Consider the following 17804-nt stretch of genomic DNA (forward strand, 5'->3'; position numbering starts at 1 on the left):
GATCAGTCACAGCGCAACCCGGTGACCGCCGTCAATGGCCGTCTGTACGCGCGACGCCGATACGGGTACGCGGCGAGCGGCGTGACGGCGCCCCGACGCCCGCGTTGAGCCAGGAAGGCAGAACAGCCAACTGGCGCGACTGGCGTACGGACACGAAGGCGGGGAACGGGGATGGCGATCGACGAGGCACCGGTGAATGTCGGGGACGGCTGGGACAACGACGACGGCACGGCCGCGCGGCCGGCAGACAGGTCCGGCCAGGGCGTGATCAACGCATTCGGGCGGAGCATGAAGATGCTGCGACTGCGGAGCGGCATGGAACGCGCGGAATTCGGACAGCAGTTGGGCTACACGGCCTCCAGCGTCGCGTCCTTCGAGCAGGGCCGGAGGATTCCGTCACCCCGGACGATCGACCGGGCGGACGAGGTGCTGCAAGCGGGCGGGCTCCTGTCCGTGTGGAAGGAGCAGGTGACTCCACCCGCGACTGAAGTCGCGGGCTTCCTGTGTCGGTGGCTAGGCACCGGCGCAGAGGACCAGCCCGGCCCTGTGTTGGACGTTGAGTGCGCCGACGTGGTCGGCGTTCGCGACCAGGCCGCAGTTGACGCACGCGAACTTCGCCTGGGTGACGCGGTTCTCCTTCGCCACGTGCCCGCATCCGCCGATTGCGGGTGGGCAGGTGCGGGAAGTGTTGCGGGCGTCCACCGGGATCACGCGGCGGCCGGCGCTTTCAGCCTTGTCCGCCAGGATCCGCAGGAACTGCCCCCACCCCACGTCGAGAATGCTGCGGTTCAGCCCGGCCTTCGCCGCGGCACCGTTCGCCAGGAACGCACCGTCGTGTTCGGGGTCGGGCCGGGGTGCGGGCGCTTTGGTCATGCCCGCGGTGTTCAGCCGCTCGTGCCCGATCGCATCATGCTCGCGCACGAGATCGAGTGCGGCTTTGTGGTGGTGATCCAGACGCCGGCGCCGGATCTTCGCGTGCAGGCGCGCGACCTTGCGGGCCGCGGCACGATGCTTCTTCGTACGACGCCGCGTGCGCTGGGGGAACGTCGCCAGGTGCTGCTGCGCTGCGGCCAGTTCCTCGGCCGAGACCTGCAGGAACCTGGGGTTGGCGACGTGGTGGCCGCTGGAGTCGGTGAGGAAGTGGACCGTGCCCAGGTCGATACCCACCCGGCTGCCGGTCGGAGGCAGCGGCTCGGCGGGCACCTCGTCACAGGCCAGGACCGCGTACCAGCGCCGGCCCTCCCGCTTCACACTGACCGTCTTCACCCGGCCCCGCACCGGCCGGTGCCGGTGAACGCGGACATGCCCGACCCCCTGCAGCCGCACGCGGGTCTGGGTGTCGTGGGGGGTGGAGTCCCACCGGCAGCCGTCCCCGTCCCTCGGGAACGTGACGGTGTCGAAATGCCCCACCCCCTTGAACCGCGGATACCCGGGCGTGCCACCGGCCCTCACCCGCCGGAAGAACGCCTGGAACGCCCGGTCCAGACGGCGCAGGGTCGCCTGCTGGGAGGAGAAGGACCACCGCCCCTGACGCTCCGGATCGAACGCCCGGATCTCCCTCAACTGCGCCGACTGATCCCCATACCGCACCGAGGTCCGGGAACTGTGCCGGTAGGCATCACGACGCTCCAGCAACGCCCCGTTGTACAGGGAACAGTGATCCCGCAACATCTCCACCAGCGCCCGCTCCTGTTGGACCGTGGGACGCAGCAGAAACCGATACGCCCGCCTCACACCCACCCCACCTCCCCGCAGTTTCCCCCGACCAACGCCGGTGTCTCACGCTACCGGCCCTTACTGACAACGCAGCGTGCTCCGCCGCTGCGCGGCTCCGGCCCAAGGATTCGATTCCCCCACCGGCTGAAGCCGGTGGTCCCCTCGAAAGAAGGTCTGATGGAGCGTGCGCAGTTCCCGGTGTTCTTCCAGGGGATGGCGGCGCTGGAGAAGGCGGCAATCGAACTGCTTGCCTATGACACGCACGTCCTCAACGGTCTGCTGCAGACCGAGGAGTACATGCGGGCCGTGCTCGCCATGCGGCGCCCGCCCCTGGATCAGGAGACGATCGACCAGCGCGTGGCCGCACGGCTCGCTCGGCAAGACATCTTCGACCGTCGGCCGGCGCCCCTGCTGAGCTTCGTCCTCGAAGAGTCGACTGTGCGGCACCCCTGGGGTGGGCAGACCGTGCACCGAGGGCAGCTGGAGCATCTCCTTCTGACCGGCGAGAGGCGCAACGTCGAAATTCAGGTCATGCCGACCGAGCGCGAGGACAACGCGGGCGTGGACGGCGCCTTCACGGTGATCACCCGGAAAGACGGGAAGAGGTTCCTGTACACCGAGGCCCAGGGGGCGAGCGCTCTGCAGACCGACCCGGAACAGACAACTCTCGCGGCGGCACGCTATGGGATCATCCGATCACAGGCTCTCACGCCGCGAGAGTCGCTCGACTTCCTGGAAAGGTTGCTGAGATCGCTATGAACGACTCCAAGTCCTCGGTCGTCGCCTCCGACCTTGCGTGGTTCAAGAGCAGCTACAGCGGAGCCGAGGGTGGTCAGTGTGTAGAGATCGCCCCCGCTAAGGGAGTTGTCCACATCCGGGACTCCAAGGACACGGCCGGCCCCGTCATCCGCGTCTCGCGTGGGGCGTGGACGGGCTTCATTGGGCTGGCCTCATCGGAGCGGGGCGCCTGACGGCCGTCCGTCCGCACCCGAGAGCCCTGCCGGTCCTCTGCGGACCGGCAGGGCTCTCCCCGTTCGGCGGCTCGCGCCACCTGCGGAAACTCGGAGGTGAGATACGAGGTCCGGCGGGTACCCGAAGGTCTGGCACGACGTACGCGAGACCCCGGGAGGTGTCCCATGGGGAAACTGGGCGATATGGCAAAGAAGGCCAAGCAGGCGGCGAAGGGCCACCCGGACCAGGCCGACAAGGGCGTCGAGAGGTCCGAGCGCATGATCGATGAGCGGACGGGCGACAAGTACGACGCCCAGACCGACAAGGCCGCCGACGCGGCCCGCCGCTCCTACGGAAGCGACGAGCCGAAGGAACGGTAGCCCCGGCGCCGCAGCCCGGCCCCCGGTGTTCACGCGCCGGGGGCCGGCGATGCTCTACCGCGCCTTTACCTTGTCCCCCGGCCAGGAGGAGACGCAGTGGGCAGTCACCATGAGATCGCTCCGGTCCCTCCTCCCCCATTAGAGCAAGTCGACCCGCGGGCAGGAGTAGGTGTCGGCCGCTGCGTCGAGGAAGTTCTGAAATGTGCCCTTCAGGACACGCACATAGGCGGTCGGGGTGACGTCGGCACCCTTAAGGGCCCGGTCATACTCGAAGCTACCGCGTACGGTGAAGTAAACGTTGTTGTCCTTGCACTTCAGGACGGCCTCGTCGGTGGTAGCGACTCCCTTGCCGTCGGGAAGCGTCCGGAAGGTTTTCCCTTTGGGAGCCGCCTCGACGAAGGAGTCGTCTGTCGTCACGGCGAAGGACAGATGCGCCTTGTCCGGGCCTGCCAGATGCATGTCACAGGCCCAGGTGTGGGCGCTTGCGTCGTTCACCACCTCGCGGTCCGGCTCGGCACGACCGGCCGGCACGGCTTCCTCGGGCAGCGAGAACCCCGGCAGACCACAGGCATTCCGCACATCCGTCGCGCGCGGAGAGTCCGGCGCGGCGAGAGCGGGCACGTCCGTGCCAGCCGGTGCTGCACAGCCGGCCTTCTCGGCAACCTGCCGAGCCGAGTGCGTCAGAAGCCGGGCCAGGCCCGCACGATCCGCTGAACCCTTTTCGACGACGGCTTCAACGGTCGCTACCGGAGCATCGCCGGAGAAGACGACCCGGCTGCCCTGGATCCCACCTACCTTGTCCCAGCACGACTCGGGCAGAACGACATATCCACGGGTCGATGAGACCGCACCCGTCATCCTGTCCTTGAAGTAGGAGCGAGAGGCAGGCTTCTTCCAAACGGCGGTCGTAAAGGGGAACGCCCCCTCTTCACTGTGCGTTTTGACGGTTATCCGCTGGCCTTCGCCTCCGGCGAAGCGACTGGTGCGCTCGACGGTGCATGCGAATTCCGCCCTGCTGGAGTCGACTTGAGCACGTACCTGGGAGACCCTGCCGGTGGAGTCCAGAGCAGATCGCACATCACCGCTCTCCAGCCTCCCGTCGCAGAACGACCCCGATCCGAGGACGTCTGTGTTCCACCAGAGGTAGGAGGAGGTGACTGCGGCGACCGCGACCAGGACGCCCGCCGCGATCCATACCGGCTTCTTCCTCCGCGTCCTGGATGTCTGTGTGCTGCTCATCGGTTCCCTGTCTTGTGGTGTACAGCAATGGCGGATGCAGTCATCAGGTGCGGGAGCGCAGGGCTTCGTACGCTATCTGCCGGCCGTCGACGTAACTCTGCCGTGCCTCCCCGGCAGCTGCTTCCGTGGTCTCCGGAGCCATGCGGCGTTCCTCGCCCCAAGCGTCGAAAGTGCGGTCGAGGTTGTCCTGAGCAATGTCGTTGCCGCGGCTCAGCTCTTCCTTGGAGAGCGCCCCCTCTTCGGCCTGGACTCCGGCGAGCCAGTTGTTGAGCGAGACATCGACGAGCCGCTGGGCGGCATCTCCGATGACGGGGATGCCGGTGACCAGACCGCCGCCAACGTGGTAGCCGTAGAAGCGCGTGTCGGTATCATCGCTGATCTTGTCGTCGTGAATATCCATCTTTACGTCGCCGCCCACCGCGTTGAGCGCCCCGGTGACCTCCCCCACTTTGCGGGCCTCGTTGGTGGCCGCGGTGACGTTCGGGAAGTCCTGACCCATCAACTCTTCGGACATATAACCCTGCTGGGCGTGGTAGATCCGCTCGAAGTTGGTGGTGTCGTCGGCCTCGGAGACGCCGCGCATCATGCGGATCAGACTGCTGCGGCTGTTCTGGATCTGCGATGCGTCGCCGTGCTCGTAGACGTCCGCCTTGCCGGACCGGCCGCCGGGCGCGTCGCCGCTGATGATGTCGACGGCGTCCGGCGAGTAGTCGGCCAGGGCCTGGGAAAGGGGGCCGCGGAGCGCCGCGTAGTCGTCCTGGGCCAGCACCTCGTCGGCCTTGCCGACCCGCGGGTGCTCAGCGTTCTCGCCGAACTTGCCGTCCGGGTGGCCGTAGTCGATGAGGTTGACGGCGTCGTGCAGAACACGCACCTGCGCGGCGGTGTGCCGACCCAGTTCCTCGCCTTCGCCACCGGGGACATTGCCGGTGGCACCGGCCGCCAGGGCAAGTCCAAGACCGGTGCGCACGTCCTTGTCGAAGGTGTCCTTGCCGACGGTCTCGACTTTGCCGTTCCAATTCGAGGTGTCGACATGGTTCCAGTCCCGCTCCGTGAGCAGATACTCGAGATTGTCGTTCTTGCCGCCGACCCCCGGGTCCAGGTAACTGGTCGCTGTATCGGGGTCCTTGGACATGATGCCCAGGACGCCGTCGAGCGGGTCGTTGGCGAACCAGCCGTCGCGCTTACCGCTGAACTGACCGCGCAGGTCCCAGATGTCGGGATTCCCGCCCTGCTTCCCGTCCTCGGCGGCCCGGATGTCGGTCGCCATGTCCTTGAGGAACTGCCCCGAGTAGCCGTCGCCCTGCTGCATCAGGGTCACCAGGCTCTGGTAACCGCGTACCTGCTGCTCGGCTCCTGGGCCGACCCGAAGCTTCTCTCCGGCGACATCGAGGTCGAACGTCCGGGTGCCGGCCTTCTCCAAGTCGGCACGGAACTTCTTGTAGAACGCCGAACCGGTGTCCTTGGTCGCGACGGCGAGGGAGTTGGCGAGGTCCCCCTGAAGCCCGGCGTACAGGCCCTTGTCCTTCCCGCTGTGCCCGAGGTCGCTGAGTGCGTTGGAGAACTCGATGGTGCCCGAGGCTCCAAGATTGTTCAGGAACATCTGATGGAACTCTGTGTTCTTCGCGTTGTCCCGGAACGCGCGCCGCGCCTCCTGGATGTCCCGTGGGGTCGCATCTCCGGATTCGATGCGCGTGGCGATGTCGGCGAGCTCATCGGCCTCGTATTTCTCGATGTCGCCGCTGGCACTGCCGTTGAAGCCGTTGGCCGTGCCATCGAGGAGGTCCGAGTCCTGGACCGCGCGCTGGAAGGCGATCTCCACGCCCTTGTCCGCGTCATTGACAGCCTTGACCGCGTTGTCGATACGGTCCTGCCAGGACGTCACCGCCTTGTCGAAGCTCTGCCGGTAGTCCGGATCATGGTGCAGCGCCGCCTTCTCACCGTCGGACAGCTTCTCGTAGTCGTACGAGACCACGCCCTGATCAGAAACCTTCATGTCGGCCGCGATCGCCTCGCGCCGGGCCGTTTCCAACTTCGGTCCGTGTATTGAGTGTGCGCATCACGCAGAAGCGAGGCAATGGCCTTGGCTTCCTTCTGCGCGTACTGGTATTCGCGCAGCGTGACATCGAATCGCGCACTGGCCGCCCAGGCACTCAAGCCCTGCCACCCGCCGCCCAGCGAGATACCGTGCACGTCCCGCCGATAGGCGACTTCCTGGTCGCGGAATTCCTTGGCCATGCCATCCCAACGGTCGGCGGCCGTGATGAGCGTGCCCAGATCTGTGGTCATGACCTCGTGGTACGTCGGCATATCGCCATCCCCCGTGAATTTCCTGCGCAGCAGCTCGAAGCGCGTGCTGCTGACTCAGTACTGATCCAGAGCCGAAGGCGTACGCACCGCCCGCGCACCTGCACTCACGCGGAAGTCGGTGTTCGCGAGAATGGTGTTGGAGCTGCGCAGCGCGACCTTCTCGGATCCGAGGCGGTTCATCAACGTCCGCACCTGCTCGCCCCAGGTCTTGTGTGCCTTCTTCAGTGAGGACGACATGAGCCAGCCGTGCCCGTCCTTGGCGTCGAATGCCTTCACGACCCCGGATGTCGCCTCGTCCGCGTAGTCGCCGGCCTTCTTGGTCTCCGGCTCGATGTGGTCCTCGATCGCCTTGGCAGCCGCCTTCTTCTCCGCAGGTGTCGAGACCAGGTCCTGCTGCCCGCCTCCAGAGCCGCCCCCATGGTCGGCGGGGTACTCGTTGAGGCGCATCCCCGTGTCAGATGCCATCTTCTCCCCCTCCACTCGCCGATGTGCGATCGGCGCCGGACTTGCCGGTCAACGTATCAACTGTCCTTACGCCGACGCGCGGTGCGCTCCGAAGGCGCCGAGCACACTCTTGCCACTCCGGGACTGCGTCCGCTCGCGCGGGGGCGAGTCGTTCGGTCGCTCTCGTCGGCGCCCAGGCACTCGGACGGTCCTGTTTGATTCACAGTGGGGGCGAGTGATCACGGCGGTTCCAGGGTGGCACCCTGGAGCGATGCGACCCAGAACCGACGCACCCGAGAACGATCTGCGGCATTTGCTCAATGAGTGGGATCCTATTGGTGTCGCCGATGAGGTGCAGGACGAGTACGACTGCATGCTCGCCCCTTTGCTCCAGCGCCTCCGTGGTGGCGCCGACCAGGCGGAGATCGGGGAATTCCTGCGGCAGGAGCTGGAGCATCACTTCGGTCTCGATCCTCTGGGACTGCGGCCGGACGCGATGGCCGCCCGAGTGATCGCCTGGTGGGCATCTGTCGGCAGGGCCGACGGCACCGGCCGCGATTAGCCGCTCATCGGGACAACGGCTTCGCGGTGACTGGAAGCTGTGCCGGCCGTCCGGTTCAATCAGTCGGCCATCCGGGGTGTGCGGAGCGATGCCTGCGCGGAGCGATGCCTGCGCCGTCGGTCAGGCCCAGGCCCGTCCTTCGCGGCCGCGGGGGTCGTTGGCCCGGGCCCACCGCGCGTCGATGCGCATCGTGGCCCGGCGCTCGCTGTCGTACCGGTCCCAGCCGGGGTTGCCCGTCCTCGCGAACCGGATCCACGCCTCGTGCACCCGGGCGGCGAGATCCGCGGGGGGCTTGTCGGGGCCGAGCAGGCCGCCCGGTCCGTGCAGCTGCGGAAGATGCGCCAGATCGAAGACGAAGGGCAGCTCCACCGCGTGGGCGGCGCCGAGCTCTCCGTCGAGGGCGTGGGAGCGCCACGCGAACTCGTAGGCGAAGGTGGCGGATTGGGGGTGGGTGGCGTGAGCACCGGCCAGCGCCCGACTCCCCGCGCCGAACGCGGCGTCGCCCATGATGGCGGACCGCAGTTCGCCGAAGGACGCCCCGGGGCGGGCCTTCCGGTACGTCTCGACGAGCCGCGCCGGATCCGGGTGCGAGCGGGCCGCCGCCGCGTGGACGTCCTCGGCGGTCGAGGTGGAGTACGCGCCCACGGGGGCCAGGTAGAGGTTTCCCTCCTCGGTGTTGGTCCCGATGAGCAGGTCGACGTCGGCACCGAGGCCGGCGGCGACGGATTCGGCGGGCTGTGTGCCGAGGACGAGACTGAAGGGGCTGAGCCCGATCAGGGGGTCGCGGTGCGTCTCGGTCCGCAGGTCGATGCCCGCGAGCCGGCTGGCCGCCTCGACCAGACGCTCGTCGGAGATGCCCGCGAAGGCGTCGGCGTGGGGCTCGATGCCCAGGACCCCGGCCGCCGCCCGGGTGACGCGGGCGGCCTGTTCGGCCGTGAACGCCCCCAGGCCGCTGCCGCTCTGGACGATCGCCCGGTGGAAGAGGCCCGTGGCCTCGGGGGTGGCGAGGACGCCGCAGACGATGGTGGCCCCGGCCGACTGGCCGAAGAGGGTGACGTTGCGCGGATCACCGCCGAAGGCGGCGATGTTGTCCCGGACCCAGCGCAGCGCGGCGACGACATCGAGCAGGCCGCGGTTGGCGGGTGCCCCGGGGATGTCGAGGAACCCGGCGATGCCGAGGCGGTAGTTCAGGGTGACGAGGACGACACCGTCGCGGGCGAAGCCGGAGCCGTCGTACAGCGCGGACTGCGTCGATCCGGCGACGAACCCGCCGCCGTGGACGAAGACCATGACGGGCCGGTGCCCGTGGCCGCGGTTGCCGCTGTGGCCGCCCGCGGCTTCGGGTGTCCAGACGTTGACGGTGAGGAAGTCCTCCCCGCGGCTCCAACCGGCGCCGAAGTAGGGGGACATGTCGACACCGCCGAGCTTGCGCTCGGACTGCGGCGCGTTGGGCCCGGGCACGGTGGCGTCTCGTACGCCGTCCCAGGACGCATGCGGCTGCGGCGGCGCGAAGCGGCCGGCGCCGAGAGGAGGGGCGGCGTAAGGGATGTTCAGGAAGGCGATGGCGCTGTCCAGGCGCAGGCCGCGGACCGCCCCCTGCGCGGTGGTCACGACGGGGTCGGGGTCCGGGTGGGGGTGGTGGGGCTTCGCGTGGTTCACAGTGGTGCCTTTCCGCTTGCCTCTGCCGTGTCTGCTGCTGTGTGGCCCGCCACCAGGGCACCTGGCCGTGGTGGTGGGCCGTCGAGAGGTCAGAGCCGGTCGAACGGGGCCCACCGCTTGATGCCGAACGAGCCGCAGCTGCGTTCCACCTCCAGCGCGCCGTGTCCGGCGAAGTGGGCGGGCAGGACGAGCGCGTTGCTGTCGGCGGCCCAGCCGAGGATCTCCTGCCGGGCACTGCGGGCCGCCGGTGCGTCCTCGCAGAAGCAGCTGTTGTGCTCCGGCCGCATGACTTGGAAGGGGGAGTGCATCAGGTCGCCGACGAAGACCGCGCGCTCGGAGCCGGAGGCCAGCATGACGACGCTCGATCCCGGCGTGTGGCCCGGTGTGGCCTGAAGACCCAGATTGGCGTCGATCTCGTGACCGGATTCCCAGAGCAGGACCTGGCCGGCGGCGTGTACCGGCGCGACGCTGTCCTCGAAGACGTTCTGATTGACCCCGCCGGCGATCTTCGGGTTGTTGGCCGGGTTCCAGAACTCGAAGTCGGCCCTGGGCATCAGGTACGTGGCGTTGCGGAAGGTGGGCACCCAGGTCCGGTCCTCCAGGCGGGTGTTCCAGCCGACGTGGTCGACGTGCAGGTGGGTGTTGACGACGATGTCGACATCGTCGGGGCGCACACCTGCCCGCTCGAGGTTGCCGAGGAAGTCGAGCTCCAGGTGGCCCCAGACCGGTGCGTAGGGGCGTTCCTTGTGGTTGCCGACCCCGGTGTCGACCAGGATGGTTTTGCCCTCGCTGCGCAGCACCCACGTCTGCACGGCGACCTCGCAGATCCCGGTCTCGTCGTTGAGGAAGTCCGGGACGAGCACGGACCGGTGTTCGTCCCAGTCCTCCTTCGGCGAGCCCGGGAAGAACACGTCCGGGGTCATGCCGACCGGGCCGTGCAGCTCCTCGACCCGGGTCACCTCGACGGCGCCGAGCGTCATGTCACTCATGGTGTGTGCTCCTGTGTTCGTATCGTGTCGTGGACGGGTCTCACCGGTGGCCGCTCAGGCGGACACGCGGCAGGCTGGGATCGGTCGCGGTGGTGCGGGCGGCGCTGAGCACGTACACGTCCTTGCCGCGCAGCGCGACGGAGGTGGGGTTCCGCGGTCCGTCGCCGGTGTCCGGGACCGTGGTGGTGGTGCTGTGGGGCCGGATGCGCACGCTCTTGCCGGGGGCGTTGAGGCCGGCGAGGACCTCTTTGCCGCGGCCGGGTTCCTTCACGGTTTTCGGGCAGGCGGCAGCCGCGGTGCGGCGCCGTGGTCTGGAGGCGTACCGGGAGAAGTGGCTCGCGTCAGGCGGTGTGGGTCAGTCGGTGCAGGTCAGGCGGTGCAGGTCAGGCGGTGCGGGGTTCGGCGTCCCGGCGCGGCCGGGCCGCTTCCGGCGGTGCGGTGCCGTGGGCGAGCAGAGCGAGGGCTTCCGCGGAGGGGGAGCCGGGGGCGGCCGTGGCCACCACCAGGGACGGACCGTTGCCCTGCGGGCTCTGCAGTGTCTGCTGGGTGACGGTCAGTGCCCCGACGAGGGGGTGGCGCATCTCGAAGTCGGCGGCATCGCAGATACGGACCCGGTGATCGGCCCACATCGTGGCGAACTCCGGGCTGCGCATGGTCAGTTCGCCGATGAGCCCGGTCAGGAGGGGATCGTCCGGGTACCGGCCGGCTGTCAGGCGCAGATGGCCGACCACGGCCCTGGCCTTGGCGGGCCAGTCGGCGTACAGCTCGCGGGTGTGCGCGTCGAGGAACACCAGCCTGGCCATGTTCGGCCGCCGGGCCGGTCTGTCGGGGCTGTCCGGATCGAGATGCCCGGCGAACAGCGCGTGCCCTTGGCCGTTCCAGGCCAGGACATCGCTGCGACGGCCCAGGACGATGGCGGGTGTGCCCTCGATGGCTGCCAGCAGGGCCTTGGTCGCCGGGGTGATGCGCTCGGCCCGCGGCCGGGCCGCCGCTCTGCTGCGTTTCGGTGCGCGGGCGAGGTCGTGCAGATGGGCACGCTCCGATTCGTCCAGGCGCAGGGCGCCCGCTATGGCGTCGAGCACCTCGCGCGAGGCGTTCCGTGACTGGCCCTGCTCCAGGCGGGCGTAGTAGGGCGCGCTGATGCCCGCGAGCATCGCCAGTTCCTCGCGCCGCAGCCCCGGCACCCGGCGCCGCTCGCCGTACGTCTGCAACCCGACGTCGTCGGGGCGCAGTTGGCTTCGGCGTGCCTGGAGGAACTCGGCGAGGTGCCCGTGCTTGTTCATGCTGCCGAGTATGCGCACCGCCGCCGGGATGTGCCTCACCCTGCCGGGGTGGGGATCGGCGGGGTCCGGTCGCGCCCCCATACGCGCCCTCCGGGCTGTTGCCGGGTTGGAGCCGGTTCGGCGTCGGCATGGTGAAACCCCGTCTTGATAGCGTCACTTGACGGGCAGGGGCACGACAAACGAGCCAACGGGGGCGATGTGGCGCGGGCCGGAACGGTGCGGTGGATGTCGTGAACGGCGGCGGTTGTCGCCCTGTCCCTGGTGGCGTCCTGGATCTGGTGGCGCGAGAGCGGAACGGCGGCCCGCTGGCGTTTCGAGAAGGCGATGAAGACGTACTGCGGCGGCCTTCTCGCCCATGAGCGGAGCGAGCTGTACGACGGGTTGTGGCACGAGACCGACCTGCGGTTGGACCAACGGTACGGGCCTGAAGCGCACCGTTGCATGCTCGGGCTCACGGACGTGACGGTCGTCCGCGTGACCCGGGACGACCTCCGCACCCTGAACCTGGACGGAGTGCTGCTGCCGTTGAAGGGCGATCGGCTGCCGGTTCCCCTGCCGGGCGGCTGGCGGGGAGTGACCAACGGGCATTCGATCCGGGTCGTGTCCGACTGCCGGGGTGGCGATGCGGCAGTCGCCGTCACGATCTCCCCGTATTTTTCCGGTGGCCATCGTGAACGGCCCGAGGACGGCTGGTTCGGTATGGACGAGGAGTGGGTGCGGTTCGCCACCGCCACCGTCGTCAAGGCCGCCGACCGCTGGAACTGCGCTGTCGAGAAGGGCACACGGGTCACGAGACTCCCGGCCCCGGCGGGTCCACGGGACACCGGACGGGCCGAAGGCACGTGCGCCGGTCTGCCGTTCGCCCGCGACAAGCGGTTCGACACGGTGACGGAGACGCCAACGAGCGCGTCGGCGGTCAGTGAGCGCTGCGAAGTCAGCGGCGAGTTGGGTCCCTTCAACACCCCGTACGTCCTGGCAGCCGACTTCGGCCCCTTCGCGGAACGCGCGCGGCGCAAGCAGGAGGCGTACGGAGAGGCAGGGCGGTCGGAGTACTCGATGTGGGCGACCGCCCACTGCCCCGGTGATCCGGCTCGCGCTCACTTCTCCGTGTCCATCCCTCCGGAAGCGAGCGTGGAGTACCACATGGACAAGGAGAACGAACCCCGCGAGGAGACCTTCGGCCTGCCGGCACTCACCGAGTTCGCCAAGCGGTCGGCGGACCGGCACGGCTGCACGGATCTGCGACTCCCCCGGTAGCGGCTCCGGAGGATTACGTTTCCGAAACGGTGTGCCCCCCGCCCTTCGGCCGTGCTCGTTCGCAGTCCTTCCCTGCGTGCGGACGCCGGGGCTTGGAGTGCCGACGGTCCCGGGGTAGCGAGCGCAGAGCGCTCAAGGATGGGTTGACGGTCGGGAGTTGGGTCGTTACCGTGCCAGCGATCCGGAATCTCGCGCGCTGTTCGCAATATCGAACCGTCGACGCCGTCCGGCAGTCGGCCCCGCGTTTCCCGGTACTTCGCAAGGCAGACCGAGGCAACATCTGCGTCCAACCACCGCCATGAAGACACATTCCCTGACCACGGCACCACGGGAGCGCTCCCAAGACGGGTGCGGCGCAAGACAGAGAAAGCCACTCGGGGCAATACCGTCACACACCCCCGCCCCCCGCCATAACAGGGGTGAGGAGTTTCGGGGAATGACGTCGACCGCACCGGACCCGAACGGCACAGACCAATACATCGGTTCAGGAGGAATCATGACGTTACGCCGGGATGAGTCCACGGCCAGCGGGCCGGAATCTCCGAGCCGGAGGTCTGTTCTGGCGGCGATGGGCGCCCTTCCGCTCCTCGCGGTGGCCCCGCCGGCCGCGGGAGCGTCCAAAACACCGGCCGCAGCGACCGCGCCGGCCGCTGACGTGATCGTCGACCCCTCCGCGGCACGGCAGACGATCCGGGGCTTCGGCGGCATAAACCACACGGTCTGGATCAGCGACCTGACACCCGCCCAGCGGGACACGGCGTTCGGCAACGGCGAGGGACAGCTGGGGTTCTCCGTGCTGAGAATCCCCGTCCACGAGAACCGGGCCGACTGGAGCCGCGAGGTGGCGACGGCGAGGCGCGCGGCCGAGCACGGGGCGACCGTCATCGCGTCGCCGTGGAATCCCCCCGCGCACATGACCGAGACCTTCGTCCGCGGCAACCAGACCAACGCGAGGCGGCTCCGCCATGACATGTACGGCGCCTATGCGCAGCACCTGAACGACTTCTCCGGATTCATGGCGGAGAACGGGGTGAACCTGTATGCGATATCGGTGCAGAACGAGCCCGATTACGCCCAGGACTGGACGTGGTGGACCCCGAACGAGATGATCCGGTTCCTCCGGGAGAACGCCGGCTCGCTCGGCACCAAGGTCATCGCCCCGGAGTCGTTCCAGTATGTGAAGAGCTTCTCGGACCCGATCCTCAACGACTCCCAGGCACTCGCCAACCTGGACATTCTCGGGGCTCACCTCTACGGAACACCGCCCCAGAACTTCCCCTATCCCCTCTTCAGGGAGAGGGGCGCCGGCAAGGAACTGTGGATGACCGAGGTCTACCACCCCAACAGCAGCGATTCGGCGGACCTCTGGCCCCAGGCGCTCGACGTGGGAGAACACGTCCACCGGGCCCTGGTGGACGCCGAGTTCCAGGCGTACGTGTGGTGGTACATCCGGCGCAGCTACGGCCCCATGAGGGAGGACGGCCGCATCAGCAAGCGCGGTGCCTGCATGGCGCACTTCTCGAAATTCGTCCGACCGGGGTATGTGCGGATCAATACGGCCGCGAACCCCCAGCCGAACGTCTACACGTCCGCGTACACGGGCGGTGGCTCCAAGGTGGTCATCGTCGCCGTCAACAAGGCGGCCTCGCAGGTGAGTCAGACGTTCACCCTGGCGAACACCACCGCGTCCAGCGTGTCGTCCTGGCTGACGGACGCCGGCAGGACCCTCGCCCCGCAGGGCGGGACCACCATGTCGAACCGCTCCTTCACGGGCACGCTCCCCGCTCGAAGCGTGACGACCTTCGTGGCCGGGTGAAGGAAACCTCAGCCGCCCGGGGCTGCCCGGCAACACGGTCTTCCTGGACGGCGAGTTGACCTCGCGGGAACTGGCCGATGCGGTGCTGACCCGTATCGGCCCAGGACGCTGAGGGCCCGCCCGTTGCGGATGGCGTTGGCGGCAACCAAGGCTTGCGAGTGAACCGGGCTCCCCATGACGCAGTCCGCAGGACCGGCCCATGTGTGCCGGCGCCTATGCGAGTTGCGGCGCAGAGTACTGCTGCGGCGGGCGGGAGTTGACACTGCAGCACTCGACGGCGGTGTGTGCGTCTCCGATACGGTGGGCGGTCAGCAGGTCCGAGGCCGCCGCGTTCACCGGACAGGACGGCCGGCGAGTACGGGGGAGTCATGTCGTTCGACGAGGAATGGGCTGAGCTTCGCGCGGCGGCGGCGGAGCGGAGCGCCATGCGGATCAACAGCGTTCCGGACGAGGGCAGCGGGGGCGGAGCGCCCGATCTGGTGGTCACCCGGGCCGACCTCAACCGTATCGGGGAGGATGCCCACGAGCTGCGCGGGCGGCTTTCCAAGCAGGGCGACCACGCCCGGCCCTCCACCTTCGACGCGGCCATCGCGCTGACCAATGGCGAGTTCGTCAGCGGTTCCGCGCTGCTCAAGGTGCACGACCGCTGGAGCATTCATCTGAAGACGTTGCTCGACGCCTGTGGGCAGATCGCGAACCACCTGGACTTCACGAAGGCCGTCCATTCCAAGGACGATGTGAGGGTCGAGGGTGCCATGGCCCCGGTCTCCAAGCTCACGGAATATCTGAAGTAGCGGCCGGGGGAGCAACGGGATGCTGAAGTACGAGGACGTCGTCCACGCACCGGTGGGGAAGCTGAAGGCCGCGGTCGACGCCTGGGCCAAGATGGCGGGCGATCTGGACCGGCTGGCGGACGACGCAGCGGACGGTATGAAGGCCAAGGCCGACAAGGCCGTGTGGGAGGGCGTCAACGCGGGCGTCACCAAGGCGTTCGTCGCCAAGACGGCCAAGGAGTTCAAGGACGCCGCCGCCGAGGCCAAGGGCGTGAAGCTGATCCTCGAGGAAGCTCACGCGGCCATCAAGAAGGCCAAGGACGACCTGACGAACATCAGGGACCACGAAGGGCCGGCGGCCGACGTCCACGTGGACGAGAAGGGCAAGGTCACCGCGCGGCGCCCGGTGGCCGACCTGCCCCCGGAGCACCGCAACAACAATCCCGACTACCCCCTGCTCGTGCAGCAGGAGAAGAAGAACGTCGCCGCCTGGCAGGCGAAGATCGACCGCATCGTCGAGAAATGCAACGAGACCGACGTGTCCTTCAAGAACTCCCTGGAGGCCAACGTCGCCGACCGCAAGGACTTCAGCGCCCCGACGTACACGAAGATGGACCAGGAGGAGGCCGCACGGGCCGTCAACCTGGCCGCCAAGGGACGCGACATCACGCACGCCGAACTCCAGGAGCTCAACGAGCTGCTGAAGGACAACGCCGGGTCGGTGGAGTTCTCGAAGACCTTCTACGAGAAGCTCGGCCCCGAGAAGGCCCTCGCCTTCTTCGGCCAGCTCTCCACGGACACCTACGAGTACGGCAAGGTCGACAAGGAGCGGCTCGCCGACGTCCAGGAGCTCCAGCGGAACCTGGGGCTGAACCTGGCCAACGCCTCCCAGGACAAGGCCTTCACCGCCGAGTGGGGCCCGGAGCTGCGCAAGCTCGGCACGGAACGCATTCCCCTGGCCAAGTACGACAGCAACGGGCCGTTCGGATACCAGTTGCTGGGCGGCATCATGCGGTACGGGAACTACGACGCGAAGTTCCTCAACCCGATCGCCGAACACGTGGCGCAGCTCCACCAGAAGGACCCGTATCTGTTCGCCGACACCAAGATGGTGAACAGCCCCTACAAGAACCCGTTCAACCCCTCGGGGGTCAACGGCGCGGGCTACGACCCGGCGACGGCCATGCTGGAGGCTCTCGGCAACAGCCCGGACGCGGCGAAGCGCTTCTTCACCGACCCGCCGACCGCGTACAACGAAGACGGCACGGTCAACCAGGGCGCGACGGCCGACCTCGGAAAGGCCGACGGCGAGCCGGTCGACAACTATCTCGACTTCTTCGGCACGGAGGAGTGGGAAAGCTTCGGCGACGTCAACTCGCTCGACCAGAAGGAGCTCGAGGGCTCGCTCAACCACATGCCGGACGCCCTCGGCAAGGCCCTGGAGGCCGCGACTCTCGGCTATCCGGCCGGGCATCCGGACGGGAGCGTGACCCGGGACGCGGACAACGCCGCGGTCATGCAGCAGGTCATGGAGAAGTACGGATCGGACCCGGGCCTGCTCAAGAAACAGGAAGCCATGGCCGACAGCCTGGGAACCATGGGCGCCGGATACATCGACGACATCAACTGGGCCCTGGACAAGAACGACCAGAACAGTGTCTTCGCGCCGGGCAGGAACCCGGAAGGGCGCCTCGACTTCTCGGACACCGACGACGGGAACGGGCGCAGCGTCGCCCGGAGCTTCCTCAGCACCCTCGGCCAGTATCCGGACGCCTACGCGACGCTCTCGACCGCGGAGCAGGTCTACACCCGCAGCGTGCTGGAGACGCAGGTCGGCCCGGGCGGGATCGACGAGGGCGCGGCGCGGTCGACCGTGCACGTGGGCGCCGAGGTGCAGGGCATGCTCGACCAGTCACGCGCCGACCAGGTCGAGGCCACGAACCTCAAGACGCACGAGGAGTACGAGAAGGCGGTCGCCAAGCGCGCCGGCTGGGTCGAGTTCGGGGCAACGGCGGCTGTGGCGGCAGGCGTCGCCTTCCTGCCCGCGACCGCAGCCGTGGGCACGGCGGCGGTCCTCATCCCGCTGGCGACGGACACCGCGAGCGGTGCCCTGGAACAGGGCATCAGCCAGGTGGTCGGCGACGTCTCCGACAACTCGGTGGACGAGCACAAGGAGAAGGTGGAGGAGCTCACCCGGATCGAGAAGCGCAAGATCTACTCCGCGGGTGAGAGCATGGCCGAAGCCCCGATGGAGGGCTTCCTTCGGAGCATCGACGTGGAGCCCGACAAGGTACTCATCCAGGACCTCAAGGAATCGATGAGGCTCGGCTACTCGACGGGCAACGAACGCGAGGACCAGCAAGGCAACGACCCGGAGACGGACTGAGTCCGGGGACGGGCCGAGGCGGGGGCGGACGATGCCGACGAC

At 68.3% G+C, this 17804-nt stretch carries 16 protein-coding genes and 2 pseudogenes; 9 read left to right on the plus strand and 9 right to left on the minus strand.

Features of this window, described 5'->3' with window-relative positions:
* Positions 1 to 171 precede the first annotated feature (171 nt).
* A pseudogene (locus SXIN_RS06650) lies at positions 172 to 471 on the plus strand (helix-turn-helix domain-containing protein); the annotation flags it as partial.
* Positions 472 to 513: 42 nt separating this feature from the next.
* On the opposite strand, the gene SXIN_RS06655 reads toward SXIN_RS06650, so the two are convergent.
* Positions 514 to 1734 (minus strand): RNA-guided endonuclease InsQ/TnpB family protein, encoded by a 1221-nt coding sequence (locus SXIN_RS06655; protein ID WP_039823593.1) that lies wholly within the window; start codon positions 1732 to 1734, stop codon positions 514 to 516.
* Between the two features lie 159 nt (positions 1735 to 1893).
* On the opposite strand from SXIN_RS06655, the pseudogene SXIN_RS06660 reads away from it, so the two are divergent.
* The 3 genes and pseudogenes from SXIN_RS06660 to SXIN_RS06670 all read left to right on the plus strand — a co-directional run.
* A pseudogene (locus SXIN_RS06660) lies at positions 1894 to 2475 on the plus strand (DUF5753 domain-containing protein); the annotation flags it as partial.
* Entirely contained in the window at positions 2472 to 2687 is a 216-nt protein-coding gene (locus tag SXIN_RS06665; protein WP_019711112.1) for a DUF397 domain-containing protein, read from the plus strand. The pseudogene SXIN_RS06660 and the gene SXIN_RS06665, both read left to right, overlap by 4 nt.
* Before the next feature lie 165 nt (positions 2688 to 2852).
* Positions 2853 to 3047, plus strand: a complete 195-nt coding sequence (locus SXIN_RS06670; protein ID WP_039823586.1) for an antitoxin — start codon at positions 2853 to 2855, stop codon at positions 3045 to 3047.
* A 138-nt stretch (positions 3048 to 3185) separates the two neighbouring features.
* Here the strand turns inward: SXIN_RS06670 and SXIN_RS06675 are convergent, their stop codons facing one another.
* The 4 genes from SXIN_RS06675 to SXIN_RS06685 form a co-directional block, all read right to left on the minus strand.
* Positions 3186 to 4286 (minus strand): hypothetical protein, encoded by a 1101-nt coding sequence (locus SXIN_RS06675; RefSeq protein ID WP_095756730.1) that lies wholly within the window; start codon positions 4284 to 4286, stop codon positions 3186 to 3188.
* Between the two features lie 43 nt (positions 4287 to 4329).
* Positions 4330 to 6279 carry a hypothetical protein gene (locus SXIN_RS06680; protein WP_238153695.1) on the minus strand — a complete coding sequence of 650 codons (1950 nt, stop codon included), beginning with the start codon at positions 6277 to 6279 and terminating at the stop codon, positions 4330 to 4332.
* Positions 6276 to 6572 carry a hypothetical protein gene (locus SXIN_RS32020; protein WP_238153696.1) on the minus strand — a complete coding sequence of 99 codons (297 nt, stop codon included), beginning with the start codon at positions 6570 to 6572 and terminating at the stop codon, positions 6276 to 6278. Before SXIN_RS32020 ends, SXIN_RS06680 begins: the two co-directional genes overlap by 4 nt.
* 75 nt (positions 6573 to 6647) lie before the next feature.
* Complete coding sequence (locus SXIN_RS06685) at positions 6648 to 7058, minus strand: hypothetical protein (RefSeq protein WP_050931088.1); 411 nt, start codon at positions 7056 to 7058, stop codon at positions 6648 to 6650.
* A gap of 292 nt (positions 7059 to 7350) precedes the next feature.
* Here SXIN_RS06685 and SXIN_RS06690 point away from each other — a divergent pair, with 292 nt between their 5' ends.
* Positions 7351 to 7599 carry a hypothetical protein gene (locus SXIN_RS06690; protein ID WP_238153697.1) on the plus strand — a complete coding sequence of 83 codons (249 nt, stop codon included), beginning with the start codon at positions 7351 to 7353 and terminating at the stop codon, positions 7597 to 7599.
* 120 nt (positions 7600 to 7719) lie between these two features.
* Here SXIN_RS06690 and SXIN_RS06695 read toward each other — a convergent pair whose 3' ends face one another.
* The 4 genes from SXIN_RS06695 to SXIN_RS06710 all read right to left on the minus strand — a co-directional run bounded on the left by SXIN_RS06695 (position 7720) and on the right by SXIN_RS06710 (position 11530).
* Positions 7720 to 9258: a carboxylesterase/lipase family protein gene (locus tag SXIN_RS06695; protein ID WP_019711118.1), complete on the minus strand. Its 1539-nt coding sequence runs from the start codon at positions 9256 to 9258 to the stop codon at positions 7720 to 7722.
* 89 nt (positions 9259 to 9347) lie between these two features.
* Entirely contained in the window at positions 9348 to 10247 is a 900-nt protein-coding gene (locus SXIN_RS06700) for an MBL fold metallo-hydrolase (RefSeq protein WP_019711119.1), read from the minus strand.
* 40 nt (positions 10248 to 10287) lie between these two features.
* Positions 10288 to 10518: a hypothetical protein gene (locus tag SXIN_RS06705; RefSeq protein ID WP_019711120.1), complete on the minus strand. Its 231-nt coding sequence runs from the start codon at positions 10516 to 10518 to the stop codon at positions 10288 to 10290.
* Positions 10519 to 10630: 112 nt separating this feature from the next.
* Positions 10631 to 11530, minus strand: a complete 900-nt coding sequence (locus tag SXIN_RS06710) for a helix-turn-helix domain-containing protein (protein ID WP_039823595.1) — start codon at positions 11528 to 11530, stop codon at positions 10631 to 10633.
* Positions 11531 to 11791: 261 nt separating this feature from the next.
* On the opposite strand from SXIN_RS06710, the gene SXIN_RS06715 reads away from it, so the two are divergent.
* The 4 genes from SXIN_RS06715 to SXIN_RS06730 all read left to right on the plus strand — a co-directional run bounded on the left by SXIN_RS06715 (position 11792) and on the right by SXIN_RS06730 (position 17762).
* A complete protein-coding gene (locus SXIN_RS06715) occupies positions 11792 to 12787 on the plus strand; it encodes a hypothetical protein (protein WP_019711122.1) in 996 nt (331 codons plus the stop codon).
* 496 nt (positions 12788 to 13283) lie between these two features.
* Positions 13284 to 14603, plus strand: a complete 1320-nt coding sequence (xynC, locus tag SXIN_RS06720; protein WP_039823591.1) for a glucuronoarabinoxylan endo-1,4-beta-xylanase XynC — start codon at positions 13284 to 13286, stop codon at positions 14601 to 14603.
* 368 nt (positions 14604 to 14971) lie between these two features.
* Positions 14972 to 15397 carry a hypothetical protein gene (locus SXIN_RS06725; protein ID WP_019711124.1) on the plus strand — a complete coding sequence of 142 codons (426 nt, stop codon included), beginning with the start codon at positions 14972 to 14974 and terminating at the stop codon, positions 15395 to 15397.
* A gap of 19 nt (positions 15398 to 15416) precedes the next feature.
* On the plus strand, positions 15417 to 17762 hold the full coding sequence (locus tag SXIN_RS06730; protein ID WP_019711125.1) for a hypothetical protein: 2346 nt from the start codon (positions 15417 to 15419) through the stop codon (positions 17760 to 17762).
* Positions 17763 to 17804: the final 42 nt, after the last annotated feature.

This window comes from Streptomyces xinghaiensis S187, from assembly GCF_000220705.2.
GTDB classification, from domain to species: Bacteria; Actinomycetota; Actinomycetes; order Streptomycetales; family Streptomycetaceae; genus Streptomyces; species Streptomyces xinghaiensis.

Coding starts and splice junctions, on each gene's coding strand:
- SXIN_RS06665 (WP_019711112.1), top strand. CDS start 2,472: ATGAACGACTCCAAGTCCTCGGTCGTCGCCTCCGACCTTGCGTGGTTC.
- SXIN_RS06670 (WP_039823586.1), top strand. CDS start 2,853: ATGGGGAAACTGGGCGATATGGCAAAGAAGGCCAAGCAGGCGGCGAAG.
- SXIN_RS06675 (WP_095756730.1), bottom strand. CDS start 4,286: ATGAGCAGCACACAGACATCCAGGACGCGGAGGAAGAAGCCGGTATGG.
- SXIN_RS06680 (WP_238153695.1), bottom strand. CDS start 6,279: ATGAAGGTTTCTGATCAGGGCGTGGTCTCGTACGACTACGAGAAGCTG.
- SXIN_RS32020 (WP_238153696.1), bottom strand. CDS start 6,572: ATGACCACAGATCTGGGCACGCTCATCACGGCCGCCGACCGTTGGGAT.
- SXIN_RS06685 (WP_050931088.1), bottom strand. CDS start 7,058: ATGGCATCTGACACGGGGATGCGCCTCAACGAGTACCCCGCCGACCAT.
- SXIN_RS06700 (WP_019711119.1), bottom strand. CDS start 10,247: ATGAGTGACATGACGCTCGGCGCCGTCGAGGTGACCCGGGTCGAGGAG.
- SXIN_RS06710 (WP_039823595.1), bottom strand. CDS start 11,530: ATGAACAAGCACGGGCACCTCGCCGAGTTCCTCCAGGCACGCCGAAGC.
- xynC (WP_039823591.1), top strand. CDS start 13,284: ATGACGTTACGCCGGGATGAGTCCACGGCCAGCGGGCCGGAATCTCCG.
- SXIN_RS06725 (WP_019711124.1), top strand. CDS start 14,972: ATGTCGTTCGACGAGGAATGGGCTGAGCTTCGCGCGGCGGCGGCGGAG.
- SXIN_RS06730 (WP_019711125.1), top strand. CDS start 15,417: ATGCTGAAGTACGAGGACGTCGTCCACGCACCGGTGGGGAAGCTGAAG.